Genomic DNA, 26,562 nt, shown 5'->3' on the forward strand with positions numbered 1-26,562 from the left:
CGACCCCGGGCGCCGGCGACCGCCCCGGGCGCCCGTGACCTCCCCAGAGCGCCCGCGGCCTCCCCCGGACACCGGCGACCGCCCCCGGGTACCGTCGGTGTCCTCGCGGACCGAGCGGAAGGGGCACCCGTGGACTCTCGCGCCGTGCGGTCCTTCCGTGCGTTCGTCGTCGCCACGGCCGTCGTCGCGATCGTGCTCGGCATCGTGGCCGTCGTCTGGCCCGCGCCGTCGATCGTGCTCGTCGCCCTCGTCTTCGGCGTCTACCTCGTGGTCGCCGGCACGATGCGCGTGGTCGCCGCGGTCCGCGGGCACGGGACGTCCGCGGTGTGGCGGTGGACGGCGGGTGCCGTCGGCGGGCTCGTCGGGGTGGCGGGACTCGTCGCGCTCCTCGCTCCCGCCGTCCCGCTCCTCGTCTACGCGGTGCTGGCCGGGGTGGGGTTCCTCGTGGAGGGCGTCGCCGCGCTCGTCGGTGCCGTCGTGGGCCACCCCGGTTCCTCGCGATCGCCGACCGTGGTGAGCGGCCTGCTGTCGTGCATCGGCGGCGTGGTCGTGCTCGTCGCGCCGGCGCTCGCGCTGTCGGTCTTCACGGTGTTCTCCGGCATCGCGCTGATCGGCGTCGGCGCGGCCGCGCTCCTCCTGCTGCCGCCGCGCGCTGCGGTCCGCCGTGAGGCGGTCGGCACCGGTCGCACCGACCGGCGGTGAGGGTCGCCAGCCCCGACGACCGGTGACCGCCGACCGGGTGCAGACTCCGCGCTGCCGGTCCCGAACAGCAGGCCTGGCCGGGTGACGGCTACGCGCTGCCCGTCCCGAACAGCAGGCCGAGGCCGTACGTCACGACGGCGGCGCCGAAGCCGATCGCGAGCTGGCGCAGCGCCCGCCGCAGCGGCGACGCGCCGCTGAGCACGCCGACGACCGCGCCGGTGCCGAGGAGCGCGATGCCGACCAGCACGGCCGCGAGCACGATCGCCGGCCAGCCCTCGAGCCCGAACAGGTACGGCAGCACGGGGATGATCGCGCCCGAGGCGAAGAAGCAGAAGCTCGACACCGCCGCACTCGTGCCGCTCCCCACCGCCTCGTGGTCGTCGGTCGCGGCGGCTGCCGTGACCGTTCGACCGCCGAGGACCTCGGCCGCGTGCTCCTGCGCCGCGGCCTCGTCCATGCCCCGGGCCCGGTAGACCAACGCGAGCTCGTTCGCGTCGACGTCGAGGTCGGCCACCGCGCGCCCGGCCTCGGGGTGGGGTGCGGAGGCGTCGAGCAGCTCGCGTTGGGACCGCACCGAGACGTACTCCCCCGCCCCCATGGACAGCGCGCCGGCGAGCAGCCCGGCGATGCCGCTGAGCAGCACGAAGTGCCGATCGGCGCCCGAGGCACTGATGCCGATGATCAGCGCGAGGTTCGAGACGAGTCCGTCGTTGGCGCCGAACACCGCTGCGCGGAAGGTGCCGGACAACCGCATGCGCCCGCGGTTCGCGAGGCCGCGGACGACCTCGCCGTGGATCCGCTCGTCGGCCGCCATGCGCGCGGTCGCGTCGTCGTCGTCGGCGTAGGGCGAACGGTCCTCGGCACGCTGCATGAGCGCCAGGACGAACACGGAACCGAACCGCTTCGCGAGCGCGGCGAGGACGCGGGTGCGGAGGCTGCCGCGGAGCGGCCGCCCGACGTCGTCACCGAGCAGGTCGAGCCAGTGCTGCTCGTGCCGGCCCTCGGCGTCGGCGAGTGCGGCGAGGATCTCGCGTTCCTCTCCGGTCCTGCGGGTCGACAGGTTCCGGTAGACCGCGGCCTCCGCCCGCTCGTCCGCCAGGTAGCGGCGCCAGCGGCGGACGTCCGCTGCGGTGGGTGCGGTGGGGCGGTCGTCCTGGAGGCTCACAGCACCGATCCTGCCCGCTCGGCCCGACGCGCGGTCGCGCCGCACCGCGGGTGGCCGGTTCCTGCGTGTCGAGACCGCCGCGGACCGGGCGAGACGCCGCCGTCCCCACGAGACGCCGCCGTCCCGACGAGACGCCGCCAGATCCGGCGGCGTGTCGCTCGCTCCGGCCCGTCTCACAGCGACGCCGGCGTGTCGGCACGCCGGTGACTCGACGCGACGCACGGGCGGACACGCGACAGGGCGCGGACCGGAGGTCGTGCGCGGTGTTGCGCCGTGCCTCCCGTCCGCGCCCTGTCGGCGTGGTGACCGGGTGCGGTGACCGGGGTCAGTCCCGCACGTAGGCGGGAGCCGCCTCGGCGTGCGCGTCGCCGACGCGGTGCACGCGCAGGTCGTTCGTCGAACCCTCGAGTCCGGGGGGCGAACCGGCCGTCACGATGACCCGGTCGCCGGGGGCGGCGAGGCCGTTCGCGAGCAGCACGTCGTCGACCTGCGAGAACAGCTCGTCGGTGTGCGTCTTGCGCTCCACGAGGAACGAGCGGACACCCCAGGTGAGCGCCATGCGGCGACGCGTGGCCTCGTTCGGGGTGAAGGCGATGATCGGCAGGCCGTGGCGCAGTCGGGACATGCGGCGGGCCGAGTCGCCGGACTCGGTGAAGACGCAGAGGTACGACGCCTCGGTGAACTCGGCGATCTCGACCGCGGCGAGCGTGATCGCGCCACCGAGCGTGCGCGGCTTCGTGCCGAGCGGCGCGATGCGCTCGAGGCCGTGGTCCTCGGTCGACTCGACGATGCGGGCCATGGTGCGGACCGTCTGCACCGGGTACTCGCCGACGCTGGTCTCGCCCGAGAGCATGACGGCGTCCGCGCCGTCGAGGACGGCGTTCGCGACGTCGGAGGTCTCGGCGCGGGTCGGGATCGGCGACGAGATCATCGACTCGAGCATCTGCGTCGCGACGATGACCGGCTTCGCCATGCGACGGGACAGCTCGACGGCGCGCTTCTGCACGATCGGGACGGCCTCGAGCGGGAGCTCCACGCCGAGGTCACCACGGGCGACCATGATGCTGTCGAAGGCGTCGATGATCTCCTCGAGGGCGTCGACGGCCTGCGGCTTCTCGACCTTGGCGATGATCGGGAGGCGCTTGCCCTCCTCGTCCATGATCTCGTGGGCGCGGACGACGTCCGAGGCGTTGCGGACGAACGACAGCGCGATGAGGTCGGCGCCCTGACGGATCGCCCAGCGGAGGTCCGCCTCGTCCTTCTCGCTCAGCGCGGGGACGTTGACGGCGACGCCGGGCAGGTTGATGCCCTTGTTGTTCGAGACCGTACCGGCGACGACGACCTCGGTGCGGACACGCACGCCGTCGGTGTCGAGCACGCGCAGGCGCACACGGCCGTCGTCGATGAGCAGCGGGTCACCGGGCTTGACGTCCTGCGGCAGGCCCTTGAACGTCGTGCCGCAGATCTCCTTCGAGCCGGGGACGTCCTCGGTCGTGATCGTGAAGACGTCACCGACCGCGAGCTCGTGCGGACCGTCGGCGAACTTCGCCAGACGGATCTTCGGACCCTGCAGGTCGACGAGGATCGCGACCGGCTTGCCGAGGTCCTCCGCGGCGCGACGGACGTTCTCGTAGTTGGCCTCGTGGACGCTGTAGTCACCGTGGCTGAGGTTGAGGCGGGCGACGTCGACGCCCGCTTCGATGATCTCCTTGACGGTCTCGTAGTCCGACGTAGCCGGACCGAGCGTCGAAACGATCTTTGCGCGTCTCAATGGATTCCTTCGTGTGGTGGGTGGTGCCGGTTTCCGCGCTGTGGGGCCGCGCGGAACGAGAGCAGGCCACCAGCACCCTATCGAGTGCCGGTGGCCTGCTGCTCATCGGTGGACCGGTGTTCCGGGGGCGTTCACGGCGTCAGACCGTGAGCGCGCGGTCGGTGGCCTTGACGGGCGCCGGCAGGATCGTCGAGCCCTCGAGGTACTCGTCGACCTTGGACGCAGCCGCGCGTCCCTCGGCGATGGCCCAGACGATGAGCGACTGGCCACGGCCGGCGTCGCCCGCCACGAACACGCCCGGCTCGTTCGTCGAGTAGTCGGCCTGGCGCGCGACCGCGCCCGACACCGTGGCGGGGAGCCCGAGCTGCGGCTCGATCGTGTCGGTCTCCGGACCGGTGAAGCCCATCGCGATGAGCACCAGGTCGGCGGGGATCTCGCGCTCCGTGCCCGCCTTCGGCACGCGCCGGCCGTCGAGGTACTCGGTCTCCGCGACCCGGAGCGCGCGGACCTCGCCGGCGGCGTTGCCGAGGAACTCGACGGTCGACGCCAGGAAGTGCCGCTCGCCGCCCTCCTCGTGGGCGCTCGTGACCTCGAACACCGTCGGGAACATCGGCCACGGCTGCTCGGACGGACGTTCGAGCGGCGGCTGCTTGCCGATCGCCAGGTTCGTCACGCTCAGGGCGCCCTGACGGTGGGCCGTACCGATGCAGTCGGCGCCGGTGTCGCCACCGCCGATGACGACGACGTGCTTGCCCTCGGCGGTGAGCTGGTTGTCGACGGTGGTCCCCGCGTTCGCCTTGTTCTGCTGGACGAGGTAGTCCATCGCGTAGTGGACGCCCTCGAGGTCGCGCCCCGGGATCGGCAGGTCGCGCGGCACCGTGGCGCCCGTCGCGACGACGACCGCGTCGTAGCGGGACTTCAGGTCGTCCCAGGTGATGTCGACGCCGATCTCCACACCGGCGCGGAAGCGGGTGCCCTCGGCCTGCATCTGGGCGAGGCGCGCGTCGATCTGGCGCTTCTCCATCTTGAAGTCCGGGATGCCGTAGCGCAGCAGGCCGCCGATGCGGTCGTCGCGCTCGTACACGGCGACCGTGTGCCCGGCGCGCGTGAGCTGCTGGGCGGCCGCGAGACCGGCGGGGCCGGACCCGACCACCGCGACGGTCTTGCCGGTCAGGCGCTCCGGCGGGTGCGGGGTGACCCAGCCGTTCTTGTACGCCTCGTCGATGATCGAGACCTCGACCTGCTTGATCGTGACCGGCGGCTGGTTGATGCCGAGCACGCAGGACGCCTCGCACGGGGCCGGGCAGAGCTTCCCGGTGAACTCCGGGAAGTTGTTGGTCGCGTGCAGACGCTCGATCGCCTGTCGACCCTCACCGCGCCAGGTCAGGTCGTTCCACTCCGGGATGAGGTTCCCGAGCGGGCAGCCCTGGTGGCAGAAGGGGACGCCGCAGTCCATGCAGCGACCGGCCTGTCGCTTCAGGGCACCGGACTCCTGCTGCTCGTAGACCTCCTTCCAGTCCATGAGGCGCACGGGCACGGGACGGCGGGGCGGGAGCTCGCGCTCCTGCACCTTGAGGAAGCCCTTCGGGTCAGCCATGGTTCGCCTCCTGCTCTGTCTGGGTCTGGACGGGGGTGTGGGTCTGCGTGTCCGCGTCGGTCGGGATGCGCGTCCGCACGGCGTCCCGGGTCGTGTCAGCCACCGGTGACCTCCAGGATGCGGTTCCAGACGACGGTGCCGTCGGGGTCGAGGCCCTCGTCGACCGCCTGCTGGCGGGTCGCGAGCACGGCGGCGTAGTCCCGCGGGAGCACCTTGACGAAGTCGCCGAGGTCGCCGGAGTCGAGCAGGTCGCCGGCCACGGTCGACCCGGTCTCGGCGAGGTGCTGCCGGAGCAGGTCGGTGACGATCTCGACGTCGGCGCTGTCCAGTTCCTCGAGCCGCAGCTCACCGGTCGCCAGCGCGTCGGCGTTCACGTGTTCCCGACGGAGGCCGCGCACGTACGCGGTGCCGCCGGACATACCGGCGCCGAGGTTGCGTCCGGTCTCGCCCAGGATCAGTGCGAGCCCGCCGGTCATGTACTCGAGTGCGTGGTCGCCGACGCCCTCGACGACCGCGGTCGCGCCGGAGTTGCGGACGAGGAAGCGCTCGCCCACGATGCCGCGGATGAACATGCTGCCCTGGGTCGCGCCGTAGCCGATGACGTTGCCGGCGATGACGTTCTCCGACGGTTCGAACGCCGACTCGGTGTCCGGACGGACGACGATGGCGCCGCCGGACAGGCCCTTGCCGACGTAGTCGTTGCTGTCCCCGACCAGGCGGAGCGTGATGCCGGAGGGCAGGAACGCACCGAGGGACTGCCCGGCCGAGCCGCGCAGCGTGATGTCGATCGACCCGGCGGGCAGGCCGTGCTCGCCGTGCCGCAGCGTGACCTCGTGGCCGAGCATGGTGCCGACCGCGCGCTCCGTGTTGCGGATCGGCAGGTCGAGCGCAACGGAACCACCGTGCTCCAGCACGTCCGCCGTCTGCTGGACGAGCTGCACGTCGAAGTGCTCGTCGAGCTCGTGGTCCTGCTCACGCAGGTGGCGTCGGGGCTCGTCGCGGCCGAACTCCGGTCCGTGCAGCACCGGCGCGAGGTCGAGACCGGAGGCCTTCCAGTGCTCGACGGCACGGTCGGTGTCGAGCGCGTCGACCTGCCCGATCGCCTCGTCCAGCGTGCGGAAGCCGAGCTCGGCGAGGAGCTCCCGGACCTCCTGCGCGATGAACTCGAAGAAGTTGACGACGAACTCCGGCTTGCCCGTGAAGCGCTTCCGGAGCTCCGGGTTCTGCGTCGCGACGCCGACCGGGCACGTGTCCAGGTGGCAGACGCGCATGAGGATGCAGCCCTCGACGACGAGCGGAGCCGTCGCGAAGCCGTACTCCTCGGCGCCGAGCAGCGCCGCCACGACGACGTCACGGCCGGTCTTCATCTGCCCGTCCACCTGCACGACCACCCGGTCGCGCATGCCGTTCAGCATCAGGGTCTGCTGGGTCTCGGCGAGACCGATCTCCCACGGGGTGCCCGCGTGCTTCAGCGAGTTGAGCGGGGACGCGCCGGTGCCACCGTCGTGGCCCGACACGAGCACGACGTCGGCCAGCGCCTTCGTCACGCCCGCTGCGACCGCGCCGATGCCGGACTGGCTCACGAGCTTCACGTGGACGCGCGCGGCCGGGTTCGCCCGCTTGACGTCGAAGATCAGCTGCTTGAGGTCCTCGATCGAGTAGATGTCGTGGTGCGGCGGCGGCGAGATGAGTCCGACGCCGGCGGTGGCGTGCCGCGTGCGGGCGACCCACGGGTACACCTTCGTCGGCGGCAGCTGCCCGCCCTCGCCCGGCTTCGCGCCCTGCGCCATCTTCAGCTGGATGTCGGTCGCGTGCGTCAGGTACATGCTCGTGACGCCGAACCGACCGGAGGCGACCTGCTTGATCGCACTGCGACGCTCGGGGTCGAGCAGACGCTCGACGTCCTCGCCGCCCTCGCCCGTGTTCGAGCGCGCACCGAGGCGGTTCATCGCGATCGCGAGGGTCTCGTGGGCCTCTTGTGAGATCGACCCGTAGGACATCGCGCCGGTGTTGAACCGCTGCACGATCGACTCGATCGGCTCGACCTCGTCCAACGCGATCGGCTTCCGGACGCCGTGACGGAACCGGAACAGACCGCGGAGCGTCATGAGCTCCTCGGACTGGTCGTCGACCGCCTGCGAGTACTCGCGGAAGATGTCGTACCGGCGGGCACGGGTGGCGTGCTGGAGCCGGAACACCGTGTCCGGGTTGAACAGGTGCGGCGGACCCTCACGGCGCCACTGGTACTCGCCGCCGGTCTGCAGCCGCTCGTGCGACAGCACGGCGCCGTCCTGCGGGTACGCCTGGGCGTGCCGCTCGGCGTTCTCCTTGGCGATGACCTCGATCCCGACGCCACCGAGGATGGACGACGTCCCGGTGAAGTACCGGTCGACGAACTCCTGGCTGAGCCCGACCGCCTCGAACGCCTGGGCGCCGGCGTAGCTGGACACCGTCGAGATGCCCATCTTCGACATGATCTTGAGCACGCCCTTGCCGAGCGCCTTGATGACGTTCCGGACGGCCTGCTCCGGGGTGATCCCGGTGATCATCCCCGAGCGCACGAGGTTCTCGCAGGTCTCCATGGCCAGGTACGGGTTGATCGCCGAGGCGCCGTAGCCGATCAGGGTCGCGACGTGGTGGACCTCGCGCACGTCGCCGGCCTCGACGATGAGGCCGACCTTCATGCGCTGCTCGGTGCGGATGAGGTGGTGGTGCACCGCAGCGAGCAGCAACAGGCTCGGCACGGGTGCCTGCTCGGCGTTGCCGTCACGGTCGGACAGCACGATGAACTGCTTGCCCGACTCGATCGCCTGGTCGACCTCGTCGCAGACCGCGGCGATGCGCTTCTGCATCGCCTTCTTGCCCGCGTCGACGCGGTACAGGCCCTTGATCGTCACCGTCAGGTGCCGACCGGACTCCGTCTCGAAGTGCTGGATCTTCGCGAGCTCGTCGTTGTCGATCACCGGGAAGTCGAGCACGATCTGCTTCGCGTGCTCGGGGCCGGCGCTCAGCAGGTTGCGCTCCGGCCCGAGGCCCATGCCCATCGAGGTGATGACCTGCTCGCGGATCGAGTCCAGCGGCGGGTTCGTCACCTGCGCGAACTGCTGCGTGAAGTAGTCGAACAGCAGGCGCGGGCGCTCGGAGAGCACGGCGATCGGCGTGTCCGAGCCCATCGCGCCGAGGGGCTCCGCACCCGTCTGCGCCATCGGGCGGAGGAGGATGCGGACCTCTTCCTCCGTGTAGCCGAACGCGCGCTGTCGCCGGGTGACCGACGCCGGGGTGTGCACGATGTGCTCGCGCTCCGGCAGGTCGCTCAGGTTGATGCGCCCCTCGTCGAGCCACTGCGCCCACGGCCCCGCGGTCGCCAGCTCGCGCTTGACCTCGTCGTCCTCGATGATCCGCCCGGCCTCGGTGTCCACGACGAACATCCGACCCGGACGCAGGCGGCCCTTGCGGACGACCTTGCCCGGCGGCACGTCGATGACGCCCGTCTCCGAGCCCATCACGATGAGGCCGTCGTCGGTCACCAGGAAACGCCCGGGACGCAGGCCGTTGCGGTCGAGCGTCGCGCCGACGACCGCGCCGTCGGTGAACGTGATGGCCGCCGGGCCGTCCCACGGCTCCATGAGCATCGAGTGGTACTCGTAGAACGCCCGCAGGTCGGGGTCCATCCCGACCTGGTTCTCCCAGGCCTCCGGCACCATCATCGACACCGCGTGCGGCAGGCTGCGGCCGGTCAGCGTGAGCAGTTCGAGGGTCTCGTCGAACGACGCCGAGTCGCTCGCGCCCGGGCTGACGATCGGCAGCAGCGGTGCGAGGTCGCCGAGCAGCTCGCTCTCGAGCTGCGACTGGCGCGCCCGCATCCAGTTCCGGTTGCCGCGGACGGTGTTGATCTCGCCGTTGTGGGCGAGCGTCCGGAACGGTTGCGCCAGCGGCCACGACGGGAAGGTGTTCGTCGAGTAGCGGGAGTGCACGATCGCGAGCTTCGAGGCGAAGCGCTCGTCGCTGAGGTCCGGGTAGAACGGCTCGAGCTGGAGCGTCGTGACCATGCCCTTGTAGACCATGGTGCGGCTCGACAGCGACATGAAGTAGACCTCGACGCCGTGCTCCGCGCGCTTGCGCAGCCGGAAGGCCTGCCGGTCGAGGGCGATGCCGCTCCAGGCGGCGCCGTGCACGTCGTGTCGGGTGGAGGCGACGAACAGCTGCTCGAACGCGGGCATCGCGGCGCGCGCGAGCGTCCCGAGGACCTCGGGCCGCACCGGGACCGCACGCCACCCGAGGACCTTCAGGCCCTCCTCGCGGGCCAGGCGCTCGACCGCACCCTTCACCGCGTGGCGCTCGTCCTCGTCGACGGGCAGGTAGGCCGTCCCGACGGCGTACTCCCCCGCGGCGGGCAGGTCGAACGGCACCTCGTCGCGCAGGAACGCGTCCGGCACCTGGCACAGGATGCCCGCGCCGTCACCGGTGCCCGCGTCGGAACCGACGGCGCCGCGGTGCTCGAGGTTCCGGAGTGCACCCAGCGCGGCGTCGACGATGTCGTGCCCCGCGGTACCGCGGAGCGTCGCGACCATCGCGAGGCCGCAGGCGTCCTTCTCGTTCGCCGGGTCGTACGCACCGGTCGCCTCGGGCACGGCCGAGAATCGTCGGTGCGCCGGCTGCAGGGAGCGCGTCGAACGGGGGGCAGGGTCTGGCTGGAGCGCCATGGGGAACCGTCCTCACGAGGGAGTGGAACAGGGACGTCGGTGGCCCGGTGGTGCGTTCCGCCCGAGCGGGCGGACCTGGTGCCCGTGCGCGTCGCCGTGGAGGGTGCGCAGACGACGCGCGAGGTGGCGGGGCCGCTCGTGGCGACCCGACCGTTCGGATGGTGCCCCGCGGCCGGCGGGTGCCGTCCGAGGAGCCGGTGCTGCCGGTCGCGGAGTTACCGCGCGCGGCCTGCTGCTGGGACCGGATCGGCGTCGTCGGCGACCGCCGGAGCGTCGTCGTCGTGTTCCGACCAGGTGTCGTCCGAGTCTACATCGGAGGACCGACGCGGCTCGCGACCCGGCAGGTACGGGCTGGGCTCGTTGCCGGTGTGCCGACGGGTCTGCACGAGGAAGATCACGATGCCGAGCAGGATCGCGGCGAAGGACATCCAGACGTTCGTGCGGATCCCGGCGAAGGTCTCGCTCGTGTCGACGCGGATGGACTCGAGGACCGAGCGACCGGTGCCGTACCAGATCAGGTAGAGCGCCATGACCTTGCCCCACTGCAGCCGGAAGCGCTTGTCGAGCAGCAGGATCACGACGACGCCCACGACGTTCCAGATGATCTCGTAGAGGAAGGTCGGGTGGAACAGGGTGCCCTCGGGCAGCCCCTTCGGGAACGCCGCGTTCGACGACTCGATCTCGAGCCCCCACGGCAGGCTCGTCGGCATGCCGAAGAGCTCGTGGTTGAAGTAGTTGCCGAGGCGACCGAACGCCTGGGCGAGCAGGACGCCGGGAGCGATCGCGTCGATCAGGGTCGAGAAGCGCAGGCCCACCTGACGGCACCCGATGTACGCACCGACCGACCCGAGGATGAGCGCGCCGAAGATGGCCAGCCCGCCCTCCCAGATGTAGAGGAACGAGAGCGGGTCACGCCCCGGCCCGAAGTAGTCGCTGACGTGGCTGAACACGTGGAACAACCGACCGCCGATGATGCCGGCGGGCACCGCCCAGATCGCGATGTCGATGATGATCCAGCGCTCGACCCCGCGGGCGTTGAGCCGCCGGTTCGCGAGCACGACGGCCGCGACGATGCCCAGCAGGATGCAGATCGCGTACGCGTGGATGCGGAAGTCGAGCGGCAGCGACCACCCGAAGACGTCGCGCAGCCAGGCGGTCAGGTCGAAGTACTGCCACGCGGTGCTCGGGCTCGGGATGCTCAGGAGGGGCATGGAGGTGCTGTCGCCTTTCGGTGCTGGACGGCCGCGGTGCCGCTGGAGGGTCGGCCCCGCTCACTGTAGCGCGGGAACCGCGCCGACCAGGAACGGGGTGGTTCGACCTGTGGGAACTGGGAGCACGGTGCACGGGAGGCGCGGGGCCGGTGCGCCGGTCGACCCACCGACACCGCGCCTCCCGTCCGGACCGGTGCTCGCCTCAGCTGCGCGCGGCGCCCCTGGTCAGGTCGGCCGCGCGGTCCGCGACCCCCTGCACGCCGAGGTCGGCGAGGGCGCGCACGAAGGCGGACCCGACGATCGCCCCGTCGGCGTACTCGAGGACCTCGCGCACCTGGTCTGCCGTCGAGATGCCGAGGCCGACGCACGTGCGCTCCACACCGGCGTCGCGCAGTCGCGACACGACGGTGCGGGCGGCGGTGTCGACGCCGACGCGGGCGCCGGTGACGCCCATCGTCGACACGGCGTAGACGAAGCCGCGGCTGGAGCGGACCGCCTGTTCCATGCGGGTGTCCGTCGAGGACGGCGCCGCGAGGAAGACCCGGTCGAGCCCGGTGCGCTCGGAGGCGTCGATCCAGGCGCGACCCTCGTCCGGGATGAGGTCCGGGGTGATGAGCCCGGACGCCCCGGCCGCGACGAGGTCGTCGGCGAACCGGTCGACCCCGTACCGGAGCACCGGGTTCCAGTAGGTCATGACGAGCACGGGCACGTCGACACGGCTCGTGATCTGGTCGACGGCGTCGAAGACCTGCGCGACACGGAAGCCGTTCGCCAGGCTCTCCTCCGCGGCGCGCTGGATCACCGGACCGTCCATCACCGGGTCGGAGTACGGCAGGCCGAGCTCGATGACGTCGACGCCGTTCTCGGCGAGGGCGACCGCCGCGTCCACGCTCGTCTGCAGGTCGGGGAAGCCGGCGGGCAGGTACCCGACGACGGCTCCGGCGCGCTCGGCGTTGGCGGTGTCGATCGTCGTCGCGACCGAGGTGGAGGGACCGGGGTTCGTCACAGCTGCACCGCGTTCTCGTCGAGGATGCCGAAGTAGCGACTGGCGGACGCGACGTCCTTGTCACCACGTCCGGACAGGGACACCAGCACGACGCCGTCGGGGCCGAGCTCCTTGCCCAGCTTGATCGCCCCTGCGAGCGCGTGCGCCGACTCGATGGCCGGCAGGATGCCCTCGGTCCGGCCGAGCAGGCGGAAGGCCTCCATCGCCTCGGCGTCGGTGATCGGCGAGTACTGCGCGCGGCCGATCGAGGCCAGGTAGGCGTGCTCGGGACCGACGCTCGGGTAGTCGAGGCCCGCCGAGATGCTGTGGCTCTCGATGGTCTGGCCGTCCTCGTCCTGCATGAGGTACGACATCGTGCCCTGGAGGACACCGGTGCGCCCGAGCGAGATGCTCGCGGCGTGCCGCCCCGTCTCGATGCCGTCGCCGCCGGCCTCGAAGCCGTGCAACCGGACCGACTCGTCGTCGAGGAAGGCCTCGAAGATGCCCATCGCGTTCGAGCCGCCGCCGACGCACGCGGCGACGGCGTCCGGCAGGCGACCGATGCGGTCGAGGACCTGCTGTCGGGCCTCTTCGCCGATCACCTTGTGGAACTCGCGGACCATCTCCGGGAACGGGTGCGGCCCCGCGACGGTGCCGAGCAGGTAGTGCGTCGAGTCGACGTTCGCCACCCAGTCGCGCAGCGCGTCGTTGATGGCGTCCTTCAGCGTGCGCGAACCCGTCTCGACCGGGATCACCTCGGCACCGAGCAGCCGCATCCGCGCCACGTTCAGTGCCTGGCGCTCGGTGTCGACGGCGCCCATGTACACGACGCAGTCCATCCCGAAGAGCGCAGCGGCGGTGGCCGTCGCGACGCCGTGCTGCCCGGCTCCCGTCTCGGCGATGAGCCGGGTCTTGCCGAGCCGCTTCGCGACGAGGGCCTGACCGAGCACGTTGTTGATCTTGTGCGAACCGGTGTGGTTGAGGTCCTCGCGCTTGAGGATGATCCGGGCACCACCGGCGTGCTTCGCGAACCGCGGCGCCTCGGTGATGATCGACGGGCGGCCGGTGTACTCGCGCTGGAGCGTGTCGAGCTCCTCGCGGAACGCCGGGTCCGCCCAGGCCGCGCGGAAGGCGGTCTCGAGCTCGTCGAGCGCGAGCACGAGCGACTCGGGGACGAAGCGTCCGCCGAAGTCGCCGAAGTACGGGCCCTGCAGGTCACGGAGTGAGGTCACGGTGGGTCTCCCGGGGTGTTCGGACGCCCCGGTGTGCGGGGCGACCGGTGGGACGGTGTCGGTCAGGCGCGCGGGCGGCCGGAGCCGTCCGCGGCGGCGATGAACGACGCGAGGGTGGTGGCGGGGTCCGCGCCCGTGACGAGCGCCTCCCCCACCAGGACGACGTCGGCACCCGCTGCGCGGTAGTGGGCGACGTCGGCGGGCCCGGCGACGGCCGACTCGGCGACGCGCACGACCCCGTCGGGGATGCGGTCGGCGAGGGAGCCGAAGAGGTCGCGGTCCAGCGAGAAGTCGGTGAGGTCGCGGGCGTTGACGCCGAGGATCCGCGCGCCGGCGTCGAGGCCACGGGAGACCTCGTCACCGGAGTGGGCCTCGACGAGCACGCGCATGCCGAGCTGCTCGGCGAGCTCGTGCAGCTCCACGAGCTGTCGCTGCTGGAGCGCCGCCACGATGAGCAGCACCAGGTCGGCACCGGCGGCGCGGGCCTCGAGCACCTGGTACGGGTCGGCGATGAAGTCCTTGCGGAGCACCGGCAGCGACACGCGCGCCTTCACCGCCTCGAGGTCGGCGAGGCTGCCGAGGAACTTCCGCCCCTCGGTGAGCACGCTGATCGTCGACGCTCCGCCACGCTCGTAGTCGGCGGCGAGGGCGGCCGGGTCCTCGATGGGCGCCATGGAGCCGCGCGACGGGCTCGCGCGCTTGACCTCGGCGAGGATCTTCACGCGGTCGCCGGGCGACAGGAAGTCGAGGGCGTCGAGCGGCGACGCCACCCGGTCCAGGTCGCGCTCGACGTCCGAGAGCGGACGGTCGACACGACGGGCGGCGGCGTCCTCGAGCGCGCCCGCGACGAGGGTCTCGAGCACGTTCGGCACGGGACTACTCCGCGTGGTGCTTGGCGACGTACTTCGGACCGTTGACGCCGTAGCCGGCCTTCGCCATCACGGCGCCGACGACGAGGCCGATCACCACGACGACGGCGGACGCCCAGACGCCCCACGCCAGGTCGAACCAGAAGAACAGCGTGCCTGCCGCGAAGCCGATCAGCATGATCACGACGGCGGTCCAGGCGGCGGGCGAGTGGCCTTCGCCGAGTTCTGCGGGCTCAGTGTTGCTCACGGTGCTCCTCGTTCTGCTCCGGCGCCGTCGTCCGATCGGCGCCGATCCGATCCTACCGTGTCGGTCGTGGGCGGTTCCCCCACCGCACCGTCCCCGGCGGTCGGGTCGTCACCGGCGCTGAGGTCGTCCCAGTCGGTGATCGCGTCGCGCTGGGTCGGCGCGGCCGCACGGGCGTCGGCGGCGGCCCCGGCGGTCGCCGCGGCGTACTTCCGGGTCGGCCCGGGCCACTGCCGCTGCACCACGAACACGACGATCCCGAGCACCACGGCGAGCACGCCACCCGCGATGCCGACGGCGGGCCACGCGGTGACGTCGACCCGGTCGACGACCTGGCGCACCGCGCCGGTGTCGCTGACGCCCGCGACCTCGCCCACCGCGCCCTTCGACGCCGCGACGGGGTCCGCCAGGGCGCCGATGCCGGTCGCCACGACGGCGATGCCGAGCAGCACCTCGACGGCCGCGAGCACGACGCGCAGCACACGGCCGGCGATCGTCAGCGCGAGGAACAGCGCCAGGCTCGCGATCGCGAGCGCCGTGTACTGCGGGACGACCGCGGCACCGTCCGCCACCACGCGCGGCACCACCGCGGTACCGGCGTGCAGGTGCACCGTGAACCACGTCTGGGTCCACGACAGCATCACGATGCCGGCGACCGCGAGGCCGGCGACGACGACGAGCGGGCGGGAGCGCCGGGCCGTCACGCGCGCACCTCGCGCATCCGGTTCGCGGTCGCGACCGCGCGCAGCGGGGCGGCCGCCTTGTTCACGGCCTCCTCGTGCTCGGTGCGCGGGTCGGAGTCGGCGACCAGGCCGGCACCGGCCTGCACGCGTGCGACCCCGTCCTTGATGAGCGCCGTACGGATGGCGATCGCCAGGTCGGCGTCACCGGCGAAGTCGAAGTAGCCGACCACGCCCGCGTACGCCCCGCGCTTCGCCGGTTCCAGCTCGTCGATGATCTCGAGCGCACGCGGCTTCGGTGCCCCCGACAGGGTGCCGGCCGGGAAGGTCGCGCGGAAGACGTCGATCGCCGACGCCCCCGGTCGGACCGATCCCTCGACGCTCGACACCAGGTGCATGATGTGGCTGAAGCGCTCGACGGTCATGAACTCGGTCACCGCGACGGTCCCCGGCTCGCACACCTTCTGCAGGTCGTTCCGGGCGAGGTCGACCAGCATGAGGTGCTCGGCGCGCTCCTTCGGGTCGGCGAGCAGCTCGTCACCCAGGCGGACGTCCTCGACCGGGCTCGCGCCGCGTGGGCGCGAGCCGGCGATCGGGTGGGTGATCGCCCGCCCGTCCTGCACCTTGACCAGGGCCTCGGGCGAGGCGCCGACGATCCAGAAGCGCTCGTCGGCGCTGTCCGCCAGCGCGAGGAAGTACATGTACGGGCTCGGGTTCAGTGTCCGGAGCACCCGGTAGACGTCGAGCGGATCGGCGGTGACGTCGTGGTCGAACCGCTGCGAGACGACGACCTGGAAGACGTCACCGTCGCGGATGAAGTCCTTGGACCGCTCGACCGCGGCCATGTAGTCCTCCGGCGACGTCCGGTGGCGCGGGGTCGGCTCGGCGATCTCGAACGCCTCGGCGACCGTCGCCGCGCTCGGCTGCACCAGGTCCGCCTGCATCCGGTCGAGCCGGGACTGCGCGTCGGACCACATCGTGTCCGGGTCGTCGGTGCCGTCGTTGAGGACGCTCGCGACGAGGAGCACGAGGCCGGTGCGGTGGTCGAGCGCCGCGAGCTCGGACACGAAGGCGAGGGCCTGCCCGGGCACCTCGAAGTCGGCCGCGGGCACGTTCGGCAGGTGCTCGAGCTGCCGCACGGCCTCCCACCCGATGAACCCGACCGTGCCGCCGACCAGGGGCGGGGTGCCGGGAACGCGGGGCGTCGCCCACCGGTCGTGCAGGCGGGCGAGGACGTCGAGGGGGGCACCGTCGAGCGAGCCGACGGCCCGCGACGCCGGGATGCCGGTGTCGATCCAGGACGCCCGGTCGCCGTCCTGGGTCAGGACGCCGAAGCTCCGGACGCCGACGAAGGACCAGCGCGACCACAGGCCGCCCTGGCCGGCGGACTCGAGCAGGAACGAACCGGGGCGACCGTCCGCCAGCTTGCGGTACACACCGACCGGCGTCTCGCTGTCGGCGTAGAGCGCGCGGACGACGGGGACGACGCGGTGCCCGTCGAGCAGGTCGTCGAAGGCCTGCCGGGAGGTCGTGCGCGGCTCCTCCGCGCGGCTCGCGCCGGTCATCGGATCGCCTCCGCGGTCGTGGTCGCCGACGTCGGGCCAGTCGCGTCCGTCCCGGCCTGCGCCGGCGCGGCCTGCACCGGCGCGGTCGCGGTCACGGGCTCGAGCGGGTCGACCTCGAAGCAGCTGTGCGCACCGGTGTGGCAGGCGGCCCCGACCTGCTGCACGGTGACGAGCAGCGTGTCGTCGTCGCAGTCGAGTGCGGCAGCCCGGACGTACTGCGCGTGCCCGGACGTGTCGCCCTTGCGCCAGTACTCCTGTCGGGAGCGCGACCAGAAGGTCACGCGGCCCTCGGTCAGGGTGCGGCGGAGGGCTTCGCGGTCCATCCAGCCGAGCATGAGGACGTCCTTCGAGGACTCCTCCTGCACGACTGCGGGGAGCAGGCCGTCCGCACCGAACCGTGCGCGGTCGAGGACCGCTTCCGTGCTGGTGCTGGTGCTGTCGGTCATGAGACTCCTAGCCTACGGCGGGGTGTCGGCGGACGGGGTGTCAGCGGACGGGCTGGCCGGCGGCGCGCAGCGCCGCCTTGACGTCCCCGATGGTCATCTCGCCCCGGTGGAAGACGCTGGCAGCGAGCACGGCGTCCGCGCCCGCCTCGACGGCCGGGGCGAAGTGCTCGAGGCGACCAGCGCCTCCCGAGCCGATGACCGGGACCGACGACACCGCACGCACCGCGGCGATGAGCTCGAGGTCGAAGCCGTGCTTCGTGCCGTCCGCGTCGATCGAGTTGACGAGCAGCTCGCCCGCGCCGCGCTCGACGCCCTCGCGTGCCCACGCGATCGCGTCGAGGTCGGACTCGGTCCGTCCGCCGTGGGTCGTGACGACGAAACCGGAGGGCATCCGGTCCGAGCGCTTGACGTCGAGCGACAGCACCACCGCCTGCGCGCCGAAGCGGTCGGCGATCTCGCTCACGAGCTCCGGCCGCGCGATCGCCGCGCTGTTGACGCCGATCTTGTCCGCGCCGCACTGCTGCAGGCGGGAGACGTCGTCGACGCTCCGGACGCCACCGCCGACGGTGAGCGGGATGAAGACCTGCTCCGCCGTGCGCGTCACCGTCTCGTACATGGTCGCGCGGTTCTCGACCGTGGCACCGACGTCGAGGAAGGTCAGCTCGTCGGCACCCTGCTCGTAGTAGCGGGCCGCGAGCTCGACCGGGTCGCCGGCGTCCTGCAGGTCGAGGAAGTTGACGCCCTTGACGACGCGACCGCCGGACACGTCGAGGCACGGGATGACCCGGACCGAGACGCCACCGGCGACACCGGCCGCGCCGCTGTCGGGTCCGGTCACGTCGGCTCGCACCGCGTCGTTCACAGGCGTGCGGCGTGGATCGGGCTGACCAGGATGGCGCGCGCACCGAGGTCGTACAGCGCGTCCATGATGAGGTTCGCGTCCTCGCGCGGGATCATCACGCGGACGGCCGACCAGTCGCGGTCGTGCAGCGGGGAGACCGTCGGCGACTCGATGCCAGACGCCACCGCGGTGGCCTGCTCCAGCAGGTCGGTCGGGATGTCGTAGTCGAGCATGACGTAGCCGCGGGCGACGAGCACGCCCTGCAGGCGGCGACGCAGGACGTCGATGCCCGGGATGCGCTCGTCGGTCGAGATGAGCAGCGCGGTCGACTCGAGGATCACCGGACCGAAGATCTCGAGCCCGGCGGCACGGAGCGTGCTGCCGGTCGAGACGACGTCGGCCACGGCGTCCGCGACTCCGAGTCGCACGGCGCTCTCGACGGCGCCGTCGAGCTTCACGAGGGTCGCGGTCACCCCGTGCCGGGCGAGGAACTCCCCTACGAGACCCGGGTAGCTGGTGGCCACGCGGACGCCGTCGAGGTCCTGCAGTTCGGTGAACCGGCCGGGCGTCCCCGCGAACCGGAAGGTCGAGTCGGCGAAGCCGAGCGCGTCGACCTCGTGCGCCGCCGACCCGGAGTCGAGCAACAGGTCGCGGCCGGTGATGCCGACGTCGAGTGCGCCGGAGCCGACGTACGTCGCGATGTCGCGCGGGCGGAGGAAGAAGAACTCGACGCCGTTGCGCTCGTCGAGGAGGTGGAGCGCCTTCGGGTCGCGGCGACCGGCGTACCCGGCCTCCTTGAGCATCTCGGAGGCGGTGTCGGACAGCGAACCCTTGTTGGGCACGGCGATGCGGAGCATCAGGTGGTCTGCTTTCTGCTGGAGGTCGGGACGGCTGCGGGTCGCGGTGGCGCTCGGTGAGCGCGACACGCGTTCCTACAGATGTCGCCAGACGTCCGCCGGGGTGAGCCCCTTCGCGACCATGAGCACCTGGAGGTGGTAGATCAGCTGCGAGATCTCCTCCGAGGTGCGCTCGTCGCCCTCGTACTCGGCCGCCATCCAGACCTCGGCGGCCTCCTCCACGATCTTCTTGCCGATCTGGTGCACGCCGGCGTCCAGTTCGGCGACGGTGCCGGAGCCCTCGGGGCGCGTGCGCGCCTTCTCGGTCAGCTCCGCGAACAGGTCGTCGAACGTCTTCACGGGGACCAGGCTACCGTCCTGCGCGGCTGCGCCGGACGCACCGTCCGGACGGGAGGCGCCGGTCGCCCCCGGCGCGCCGCCCACCTGGGCGGTCACGCGCGTGCCGCCGCAGCCGCCTCGCGCAGGTCGGCGATGCGCTGCGCGGGCTCACCGCCGTAGACGGCGGATCCGGCGACGAGCGTGTCGGCGCCGCTGCGGACCGCCTCGGGCACGGTGTCGACCGCGATGCCGCCGTCGACCTCGAGCCAGACGTCGAGCCCCGAGGCGTCGACCGCGGCACGGGCGTCGGCGAGCTTCGGCATGACCGAGGGCATGAACGACTGCCCGCCGAACCCGGGCTCGACGGTCATGAGCAGGATCATGTCGTACGCGTCGAGGTGGTGGAGCACCTGCGTGATCGGGGTGCCGGGCTTCACGGCGACGGCGGCGCGGGCACCGTTCGATCGGATCGCCGCGGCGGTCGCCACCGGGTCGTCGGCGGCCTCGAGGTGGAACGTGACGCTCGAGGCGCCGGTCTCGGCGTACTTCGGCGCCTGGGTGTCGGCGTCGGTGATCATGAGGTGCACGTCGAGCGGCACCGGCGAGACGTCCTGCAGGCGCTGCACGATCGGCAGGCCCAGGGTGAGGTTCGGCACGAAGTGGTTGTCCATCACGTCGACGTGCACCATGTCGGCGCTCTCGATGCGGTGCAGCTCCCGCTCGAGGTTGGCGAAGTCGGCGGACAGGATGCTCGGCGAGATGCGGATCGTCACCCGGCAACCCTACCGAGCGCCGCTGCCCGTCCAGACGGCGGTCTCCCACTCCAGCGGGGCTCCCGTGTCGGAGAACGGGACGAGCGGCACGGTCGGGAACTCGCGCAGGACACCGGTGAGCTGCGTCGCGGTCCCCAGTCCGCTCCGGACACGGAGGTACTGCACCAGGGTGAGCTGCCCGTACGTGCGGTTCATCGATGCGCGTGCGGTGTCCAACGAAGGGTCGGCGCCGACCGGGGCCAGCTTCGGTCGGATGGCGTACGCGCGGTTGAACAGGCGTCCGTGGTGGGCACATGCGTTGCGCACCACGTTGAGCGCGCGCAACCACGAGGTCAGCTGCGGTGCTCGGAGACCGAACCGTCCGCTCAGCTCGGTCTGGACGCTCGGCGGCGCGAAGCCGAGCAGCCTCGAGACCGTCCCCCAGTCCATCACCTCGACCGCGGCCCACACCGGCAGGACTCCCCCGTACCAGGACCGGTGGTGCTCGACGAACTCCTCCCGGCTCCTGGCGACCTCACCGCGGTGCCGCTCCAGCCAGTTGCGGTGGCCGTCGCCGGCGCGTGCCAGCGGACCGAGCAGATCGGGACGCAGATGGGCGCTCGGGTGGAGCCACCCGAGTGCGTGCCCCAGCGCGGCTCTCAGTGCGAGCTCGACCGGAGCGAGGGCGTCGAACACCGTCGTCCGCAGACGCTCGTCGAAACGGTGGAGCGCGAGGACGTCCTCGAGGTGGGTCCCCGGGCGGAAGCGATCACCCCGCGCACCGCCCGTGGTCTCGCGGAACGCGTACCAGTAGCCACTCAGCCGGTAGTAGTTGACGAGGCGCAGTTCGCGGACGGCGGCGTCCTCGTCGGGCACGTGCATCCCACGTCCTCGCAGGAGTGCCACCTGCTCTCGGTACGGCCGGAACGGCTTGGGTTCCACAGCAGGCCTCCCCCGGGCCGAGAACGCAGAGGACCGGCCCTGGACCTGCTCTCGCAGGCGGAACCGGTCGTGTTCCTCCAACATATCAGATCGTTCCTGGGCCGACAACCCGCGAGCAGACGCCGAGGTTGCGTGTTGCGGAAGGGGTCAGGGGCGACGACGGAAGAGGGCGACGAACATGGCGTCGGTGCCGGTCCGGTGCGGCCAGAGCTGCACCGTCGGACCGTCGGCGACCTGCGGGTCCCGGGCCGCCACCGACCGGACCACGCCGGCGGTGTCGAGCTGGTCGAGCACGTCGCCGTGCCGCTCCAGGAGCGCGTCGACCTGCCCGCGCGTCTCGGCCAGGTGCGGCGAGCACGTGACGTACGCGAGCGTGCCACCCGGCGCGAGTGCACGGACCGCCGCGTCGAGCAGCTCGGCCTGCAGCGCCGCGAGTTCGGGGACGTCCTCGGGCTGCTTGCGCCACCGCGCCTCGGGACGCCGACGGAGCGCGCCGAGGCCGGTGCACGGAGCATCGAGCAGGATCCGGTCGAACAGCTCGTCGCCCGGCTTGCCGAAGCGCCGTCCGTCGCCCTCGACGACCGTGACGGTGTCGTCACCCGCCACGGTGGACAGGGCCTTGCGCACGAGTCCGGCGCGGGCGGGCACGAGCTCGTTGGCGACCAGGGACGCTCCGCCCTGCGCGGCCTCGGCGGCGAGGAGCGCGGCCTTGCCCCCGGGCCCGGCGCACATGTCGAGCCACCGCTCCCCCGGACGGACGGCGGACGACCGCGTGAGGGCGAGGGCCGCGAGCTGCGACCCCTCGTCCTGCACCCGGAGCCGACCGGCGGCGACACCGGGGACCCGTGCGGGGTCGCCGGTCGTCCCGCGGATGCCGACCGGGGACACCGGGCCGGCGTCGGCCCCGGCGACCCGGCCGGGAGGCGCGGTGCCGGTCTCGTCGTCAGCTCCGGCTCCGTCGTCGGTGCGGGGCTGCTCGTCGGCTCCGGCCCCGCCGTCGGCTCCGTCCCCGCCGTCGGCTTCGGGCCCGCCGTCCGCTCCGGATCCGTCCTCGGCAGCGGTCGCCGTCGCGGTGCGGACGTCCTCGTCGGTGGCGAGCCCGGGCAGCGCGACGAGCTGCACGCGGGGCGCGACGTTGTCGGCCGCGAGCAGGGCAGCGAGCTCGTCCCGCGACCGCTCGGCCGCCAGGGCGTCACGGAGTGCGGCGACCACCCACGACGGGTGCGACCAGCGGGTGGCCAGCAGCGCGTCGCTGCTCCGACCCTCGGTGACCAGGGCGTCCCACTCGTCGTCGGTCTTCGCGGCGACCTTGCGCAGGACCGCGTTGACGAAGCCGGTGGCCCGGCGGGCGCCGATCTCGCGTGCGAGCTCCACGGTCGCCGAGACCGCCGCGTGCGTTGGTGTGCGCATGCCGAGCAGCTGGTGCACGCCGAGGCGCATCACGTCGAGCACGTCGGACTCGATGTTGTCGACCCGGCGACCGGATGCGACCCCGACGATCGCGTCGTAGCGGCCGAGCATGCGGATCGACCCGTAGGTGAGCTCGGTGGCGAAGGCGGCGTCGCGGGCGGACAGACCGGCGCGACGGATGCGCGTGGGCAGGAGCAGGTTCGCGTAGGCGTCGTCGACCTGCACCGCGCGGAGCACGTCGAACGCGACCCGCCTGGCGCTGGTCGGACGGGGGCGACGGTCGCCGCGCGACCGCCGGGAGGACTGCTGTGCGGCGCTCACGAGAGCACCACGCCCTCAAGCGAGCCGAGGCCGCGTGCCCACGCAGCGCCGTCCATCGCCTTCTTGCCGGCGGGCTGGACCTCGGTGAGCACGAGCGGGACGTCGGCCGTGCCGACGAGGAGTCGTCCCTCGACCAGTGCGAGCGCACCGGGCGCGAGGTGCGGGGCGGAGGAGGCCGCGCCTCCCGGCAGGAGCGCGCTGCGGAGCAGCTTCACCCGCGTCTGGCCGAGGTGGGCGAACGCGCCGGGCTCGGGCGTCACACCGCGGACGCGGGCACGGACGGCCACGGCCGGCTCCGTGAAGGCGACGTGCGCGTCGTCGGCGGTCGGCTTCGGGGCGAGGGTCACCGTCCCGGACTGCTCGGTGGCGACCGCGCTGCCGTCGGCCAGGGCGTCGACGACCCGCAGGACGGTGTCCGCTCCGGTCTCGGCCATCGCGGCGAGGACGTCGCCGCTGGTGGCGTCCGGGTCGATCGTGAACGGGTCGGCGGCGTACACGGGACCGGCGTCGAGCGCCTCGACGAGCTGGAAGACGGTCGCGGCGGTCCGGGTGTCGCCCGCCATCACGGCACGCTGGACGGGTGCGGCGCCGCGGTACGCCGGCAGCTCGGAGAAGTGCAGGTTGACCCAGCCGAGACGTGGAGCGTCCAGGGCGGGACGACGGAGGAGCGCACCGTACGCGACGATGACGCCGAGGTCGGCCTGCAGTTCGACCAGCTGCGCGGTGACGGCGTCGTCCACCCGGGTGGCCTCGATGACGGGCAGTCCGAGCTCCTCGGCGACCTGCGCCACCGGGGTCGGCGTGAGGACACGCTTCCGACCCTGGGGTGTCGGGGGTCGGGTGAGGACGGCCGCGATCTCGTGGTCGGAGGCGGCGAGACGTCGGAGGGTGGGGACGGCCGCAGCGGGGCTGCCGGCGACGACGAGACGCATGGGGTCCATCGTCCCACGGCCGACGGTGTCCGACGCGCGCGGGACGCTGCCGGCCGGGAACGGACTGCGAGCGGGCTGGGTAACGTCCGGACCATGAGTGACGTCACCACCTCCACCAACCGCTACGCCGGCTCGTCGATCCAGAAGGTCGCGCTCGTCGTCGGCATCGTGTTCCTGCTCGTCGGGATCGCCGGGTTCGTGCCGGGGCTGACCTCCGGCGACCTCGGCGGTGCCGGGCACCACTCGATGGCGATGCTGCTCGGGATCTTCCAGGTGTCGGTCCTGCACAACATCGTGCACCTGCTGTTCGGCGTCGTCGGCCTCCTCGCGGCGAACCGGGCGACGGGGTCGCGGATGTACCTCGTGATCGGCGGCGTCGTCTACTTCGTGCTGTGGGTCTACGGCCTGTTCACGGCGGGCACGATGTCCGGCGCGAACTTCGTCCCGCTCAACTGGGCGGACAACTGGCTGCACCTGGTGCTCGCGATCGGCATGGTCGCGCTCGGCGTCGTCTTCCCGCGGGAGCGCCGCCGTCCGGTCGGCGCCTGACCCGGGGCCGAACCCGCTGGACGCAACGTCGGCGGCTCCTCGCAGCGGTACTCCCCTGCGAGCGGCCGCCGTCGTTGCGTTCCGCGGGAGGTCGTCAGGCGTCGACGGCGGCGCGGGCCCCGACGAAGGCGTCCACGCAGCGGCGCACCTGCTCCTCGGTGTGCGCCGCGGAGAGCTGCACCCGGATCCGGGCTCTCCCCTGCGGCACCACCGGGTAGCTGAACGCCGTCACGTAGACGCCCCGCGCCTGCATCTCGTCCGCGATCCGCGCGGTACGGCCGGCCTCGTGGAACATCACGGGCACGATCGGGTGCTCCCCCGGCAGCAGCTCGAAGCCCGCGTCCGACATGAGCGTCCGGAACGTCCTGGCGTTGGCTGCGAGCCGGGCGCGGGCGTCGTCCGACCGTTCGACGAGGTCGAGCGCCGCGACGGTCCCCGCCGCGATCACCGGCGCGAGCGAGTTCGAGAACAGGTACGGGCGTGAGCGCTGCCGCAGCAGGTCGACGATCTCCCGGCGCGAGGCCACGTACCCGCCGGACGCCCCGCCGAGCGCCTTGCCGAACGTGCCGGTGTAGACGTCGACGCGGTCCGCGACGCCGCACAGCTCGGGGGTGCCCCGCCCGTGCTCGCCGACGAACCCGACGGCGTGCGAGTCGTCGACGATGACGAGTGCGTCGTACCGCTCGGCGAGGTCGCAGATCTCGGCGAGCGGCGCGATCGAGCCGTCCATGGAGAAGACGCCGTCGGTGACCACCGCGCGGAACCGGGCGGACGAGGCGGCGGCGAGCTGCGCCTCCAGGTCGGCCGTGTCGCGGTTGCGGTACCGGAACCGCTGCGCCTTCGAGAGCCGGATGCCGTCGATGATCGACGCGTGGTTGAGCTCGTCGGAGATGATCGCGTCCTCCGGGCCGAGCAGCACCTCGAACAGCCCACCGTTCGCGTCGAAGCACGACGAGTACAGGATCGCGGCCTCGGTGCCGAGGAAGCCGGCGACCCGACGCTCGAGGTCGAGGTGCAGGTCCTGCGTGCCACAGATGAACCGCACGCTCGCCACCCCGTAGCCCCAGCGGTCGAGGGCGTCCTTCGCCGCGTCGACGAGGTCGGTCGAGTCCGCGAGCCCGAGGTAGTTGTTCGCACAGAAGTTGAGCAGGTCGGTGCCGTCCGCCGCGATCGCCGCACGCTGCGGACCGGCGATGCCGCGCTCGCGCTTCGTCAGCCCCGCGGCCTCGATCCCGGCGAGCTCCGTCGCCAGGTGGTCCTTGATCGCGCCGTACATCAGGTCTCCGTCCAGTCGATGACGACCTTGCCGCCGTCCGCGCTCGCCGCCGCGGCGAACGCTGTCTCCCAGTCGCGCGCCGGGTGGCACGCCGACACGATCGAGCCGATGCGCTCGCGCAGGACCGCACTCGTGGCGAGCATCGAGCTCATCGCCTGCCACGTCTCGTACATCTCACGGCCGTAGATGCCCTTCACCGTGAGCATGTGCGTGACGACCTTGGCCCAGTCCACCGCGATCGGGCCGCTCGGCAGCCCGAGCATCGCGATCCGCCCCCCGTGGTTCATGTTCTCGACCATCGCGGGCAGTGCGGTCGGGGCGCCGGACATCTCGAAGCCGACGTCGAAGCCCTCGCGCATGCCGAGCCGCTCCTGAGCCGCACGGACCGTGGCCGCCCCGTCGTGACGCACGTCCACCCCGAGGTCGGCGCCCATGCCCTCCGCGAGGCGCAGCCGCTCCGTGCTGACGTCCGTCCCGACGACGAACCGCGCACCGGCGTGTCGGGCCACCGCGATCGCCATGAGGCCGATCGGTCCGCACCCGGTGACCAGCACGTCCTCGCCGACCAGGGGGAACGCGAGCGCGGTGTGCACCGCGTTGCCGAGCGGGTCGAAGAGTGCGCCCACCTCGGGTTCGACGGGACCGTGGTGGACCCACACGTTCGTGCCCGGCAGCGTCAGGTACTCCGCGAACGCGCCGTCGCGCTGCACGCCGAGGCCCTTCGTGCGGATGCACATCTGCCGACGCCCGGCGCGACAGTTCCGGCAAGTGCCGCAGACGACGTGCCCCTCGCCGGACACGAGGTCGCCGACGGCGACGTCGCGCACGGCGGCGCCGACCTCGACGACCTCGCCGGAGAACTCGTGGCCGGGCACGAGCGGCGCGGTCACGGCCGATGCGGCCCAGTCGTCCCACCGCTCGATGTGCAGGTCGGTCCCGCAGATCCCGGTCCGCAGCACGCGGACGAGGACCTCGTCCTCGGTCGGGGCCGGCACCGGCCGGTCGGTCATGATCAGTCCCGGACCGGCGTCCGGCTTCCAGAGCGCCCGCATCGGCGTCACCTCGTCACTCCGTCGTGCGTGTGGTGTGGTCGTCGGCGGCTCGTGGCCACCACCGACCAGCCTGGCACACCGTCCGGACGGACGGGAGGCTCGGTGCGCGCCCGGCGCGTCGTGGCACCTCGTCCGCGTGGGC

General features: G+C 72.4%; 23 protein-coding genes. 2 read left to right on the forward strand and 21 right to left on the reverse strand.

What is annotated here, in order from left to right:
• Positions 1 to 129: 129 nt before the first annotated feature.
• Positions 130 to 702, forward strand: a complete 573-nt coding sequence (locus tag M3666_RS08840; protein ID WP_158407755.1) for an HdeD family acid-resistance protein — start codon at positions 130 to 132, stop codon at positions 700 to 702.
• Between the two features lie 88 nt (positions 703 to 790).
• Here M3666_RS08840 and M3666_RS08845 read toward each other — a convergent pair whose 3' ends face one another.
• The 19 genes from M3666_RS08845 to M3666_RS08935 form a co-directional block, all read right to left on the reverse strand.
• Positions 791 to 1,867, reverse strand: coding sequence for a VIT1/CCC1 transporter family protein (locus tag M3666_RS08845; RefSeq protein ID WP_251155024.1), 1,077 nt, complete (start codon positions 1,865 to 1,867; stop codon positions 791 to 793).
• Positions 1,868 to 2,192: 325 nt separating this feature from the next.
• Complete coding sequence (gene pyk, locus M3666_RS08850) at positions 2,193 to 3,638, reverse strand: pyruvate kinase (RefSeq protein WP_066654495.1); 1,446 nt, start codon at positions 3,636 to 3,638, stop codon at positions 2,193 to 2,195.
• Positions 3,639 to 3,777: 139 nt separating this feature from the next.
• Positions 3,778 to 5,235, reverse strand: coding sequence for a glutamate synthase subunit beta (locus tag M3666_RS08855; RefSeq protein ID WP_066654496.1), 1,458 nt, complete (start codon positions 5,233 to 5,235; stop codon positions 3,778 to 3,780).
• Between the two features lie 95 nt (positions 5,236 to 5,330).
• Positions 5,331 to 9,806 carry a glutamate synthase large subunit gene (gene gltB / locus M3666_RS08860; protein ID WP_251155141.1) on the reverse strand — a complete coding sequence of 1,492 codons (4,476 nt, stop codon included), beginning with the start codon at positions 9,804 to 9,806 and terminating at the stop codon, positions 5,331 to 5,333.
• A 347-nt stretch (positions 9,807 to 10,153) separates the two neighbouring features.
• Entirely contained in the window at positions 10,154 to 11,149 is a 996-nt protein-coding gene (gene lgt / locus M3666_RS08865; RefSeq protein WP_081984882.1) for a prolipoprotein diacylglyceryl transferase, read from the reverse strand.
• A 202-nt stretch (positions 11,150 to 11,351) separates the two neighbouring features.
• Complete coding sequence (gene trpA / locus M3666_RS08870) at positions 11,352 to 12,116, reverse strand: tryptophan synthase subunit alpha (RefSeq protein WP_251155142.1); 765 nt, start codon at positions 12,114 to 12,116, stop codon at positions 11,352 to 11,354.
• Between the two features lie 35 nt (positions 12,117 to 12,151).
• Entirely contained in the window at positions 12,152 to 13,366 is a 1,215-nt protein-coding gene (trpB, locus tag M3666_RS08875; protein WP_066654498.1) for a tryptophan synthase subunit beta, read from the reverse strand.
• A gap of 62 nt (positions 13,367 to 13,428) precedes the next feature.
• Positions 13,429 to 14,229: an indole-3-glycerol phosphate synthase TrpC gene (gene trpC / locus M3666_RS08880; RefSeq protein WP_251155143.1), complete on the reverse strand. Its 801-nt coding sequence runs from the start codon at positions 14,227 to 14,229 to the stop codon at positions 13,429 to 13,431.
• A gap of 13 nt (positions 14,230 to 14,242) precedes the next feature.
• A complete protein-coding gene (locus M3666_RS08885) occupies positions 14,243 to 14,482 on the reverse strand; it encodes a DUF6704 family protein (RefSeq protein WP_066654504.1) in 240 nt (79 codons plus the stop codon).
• On the reverse strand, positions 14,479 to 15,183 hold the full coding sequence (locus M3666_RS08890) for a Trp biosynthesis-associated membrane protein (protein WP_066654506.1): 705 nt from the start codon (positions 15,181 to 15,183) through the stop codon (positions 14,479 to 14,481). The genes M3666_RS08885 and M3666_RS08890 overlap by 4 nt, the downstream gene beginning before the upstream one ends.
• Entirely contained in the window at positions 15,180 to 16,724 is a 1,545-nt protein-coding gene (locus M3666_RS08895; RefSeq protein ID WP_251155025.1) for an anthranilate synthase component I, read from the reverse strand. Before M3666_RS08895 ends, M3666_RS08890 begins: the two co-directional genes overlap by 4 nt.
• Positions 16,721 to 17,170: a phosphoribosyl-AMP cyclohydrolase gene (gene hisI / locus M3666_RS08900; protein WP_251155026.1), complete on the reverse strand. Its 450-nt coding sequence runs from the start codon at positions 17,168 to 17,170 to the stop codon at positions 16,721 to 16,723. The genes M3666_RS08895 and hisI overlap by 4 nt, the downstream gene beginning before the upstream one ends.
• 40 nt (positions 17,171 to 17,210) lie before the next feature.
• Positions 17,211 to 18,008: an imidazole glycerol phosphate synthase subunit HisF gene (gene hisF / locus M3666_RS08905; protein ID WP_251155027.1), complete on the reverse strand. Its 798-nt coding sequence runs from the start codon at positions 18,006 to 18,008 to the stop codon at positions 17,211 to 17,213.
• A gap of 20 nt (positions 18,009 to 18,028) precedes the next feature.
• Positions 18,029 to 18,868 carry an ATP phosphoribosyltransferase gene (hisG, locus tag M3666_RS08910; RefSeq protein WP_251155144.1) on the reverse strand — a complete coding sequence of 280 codons (840 nt, stop codon included), beginning with the start codon at positions 18,866 to 18,868 and terminating at the stop codon, positions 18,029 to 18,031.
• Between the two features lie 75 nt (positions 18,869 to 18,943).
• On the reverse strand, positions 18,944 to 19,207 hold the full coding sequence (locus M3666_RS08915; protein ID WP_058726551.1) for a phosphoribosyl-ATP diphosphatase: 264 nt from the start codon (positions 19,205 to 19,207) through the stop codon (positions 18,944 to 18,946).
• Positions 19,208 to 19,299: 92 nt separating this feature from the next.
• Complete coding sequence (gene rpe, locus M3666_RS08920) at positions 19,300 to 19,959, reverse strand: ribulose-phosphate 3-epimerase (RefSeq protein WP_251155028.1); 660 nt, start codon at positions 19,957 to 19,959, stop codon at positions 19,300 to 19,302.
• 9 nt (positions 19,960 to 19,968) lie between these two features.
• The gene (locus M3666_RS08925) at positions 19,969 to 20,844 is read right to left on the reverse strand and encodes an Abi family protein (RefSeq protein ID WP_251155029.1); all 876 of its coding nucleotides are present in this window, start codon (positions 20,842 to 20,844) and stop codon (positions 19,969 to 19,971) included.
• Positions 20,845 to 21,027: 183 nt separating this feature from the next.
• On the reverse strand, positions 21,028 to 22,611 hold the full coding sequence (locus tag M3666_RS08930; RefSeq protein WP_251155030.1) for a transcription antitermination factor NusB: 1,584 nt from the start codon (positions 22,609 to 22,611) through the stop codon (positions 21,028 to 21,030).
• Complete coding sequence (locus M3666_RS08935) at positions 22,608 to 23,543, reverse strand: methionyl-tRNA formyltransferase (protein WP_251155031.1); 936 nt, start codon at positions 23,541 to 23,543, stop codon at positions 22,608 to 22,610. Before M3666_RS08935 ends, M3666_RS08930 begins: the two co-directional genes overlap by 4 nt.
• A 93-nt stretch (positions 23,544 to 23,636) precedes the next feature.
• Here M3666_RS08935 and M3666_RS08940 point away from each other — a divergent pair, with 93 nt between their 5' ends.
• On the forward strand, positions 23,637 to 24,092 hold the full coding sequence (locus M3666_RS08940) for a DUF4383 domain-containing protein (protein ID WP_174234689.1): 456 nt from the start codon (positions 23,637 to 23,639) through the stop codon (positions 24,090 to 24,092).
• Between the two features lie 94 nt (positions 24,093 to 24,186).
• Here the strand turns inward: M3666_RS08940 and M3666_RS08945 are convergent, their stop codons facing one another.
• On the reverse strand, positions 24,187 to 25,368 hold the full coding sequence (locus M3666_RS08945; RefSeq protein ID WP_066654521.1) for a glycine C-acetyltransferase: 1,182 nt from the start codon (positions 25,366 to 25,368) through the stop codon (positions 24,187 to 24,189).
• Positions 25,368 to 26,420, reverse strand: coding sequence for an L-threonine 3-dehydrogenase (gene tdh, locus M3666_RS08950; protein ID WP_251155032.1), 1,053 nt, complete (start codon positions 26,418 to 26,420; stop codon positions 25,368 to 25,370). The genes M3666_RS08945 and tdh overlap by 1 nt, the downstream gene beginning before the upstream one ends.
• Between the last annotated feature and the right edge of the window lie 142 nt (positions 26,421 to 26,562).

The organism is Curtobacterium sp. ODYSSEY 48 V2, from assembly GCF_023712625.1.
Taxonomy (GTDB): domain Bacteria; phylum Actinomycetota; class Actinomycetes; order Actinomycetales; family Microbacteriaceae; genus Curtobacterium.

Excerpts from the sequence above, each read along its gene's own strand:
- gltB (WP_251155141.1), bottom strand. The coding sequence starts at position 9,806 with ATGGTCGCGACGCTCCGCGGTACCGCGGGGCACGACATCGTCGACGCC.
- tdh (WP_251155032.1), bottom strand. The coding sequence starts at position 26,420 with ATGCGGGCGCTCTGGAAGCCGGACGCCGGTCCGGGACTGATCATGACC.
- hisI (WP_251155026.1), bottom strand. The coding sequence starts at position 17,170 with ATGACCGACAGCACCAGCACCAGCACGGAAGCGGTCCTCGACCGCGCA.
- lgt (WP_081984882.1), bottom strand. The coding sequence starts at position 11,149 with ATGCCCCTCCTGAGCATCCCGAGCCCGAGCACCGCGTGGCAGTACTTC.
- M3666_RS08855 (WP_066654496.1), bottom strand. The coding sequence starts at position 5,235 with ATGGCTGACCCGAAGGGCTTCCTCAAGGTGCAGGAGCGCGAGCTCCCG.
- M3666_RS08945 (WP_066654521.1), bottom strand. The coding sequence starts at position 25,368 with ATGTACGGCGCGATCAAGGACCACCTGGCGACGGAGCTCGCCGGGATC.
- M3666_RS08940 (WP_174234689.1), top strand. The coding sequence starts at position 23,637 with ATGAGTGACGTCACCACCTCCACCAACCGCTACGCCGGCTCGTCGATC.
- M3666_RS08895 (WP_251155025.1), bottom strand. The coding sequence starts at position 16,724 with ATGACCGGCGCGAGCCGCGCGGAGGAGCCGCGCACGACCTCCCGGCAG.
- hisG (WP_251155144.1), bottom strand. The coding sequence starts at position 18,868 with ATGCTCCGCATCGCCGTGCCCAACAAGGGTTCGCTGTCCGACACCGCC.
- M3666_RS08935 (WP_251155031.1), bottom strand. The coding sequence starts at position 23,543 with ATGCGTCTCGTCGTCGCCGGCAGCCCCGCTGCGGCCGTCCCCACCCTC.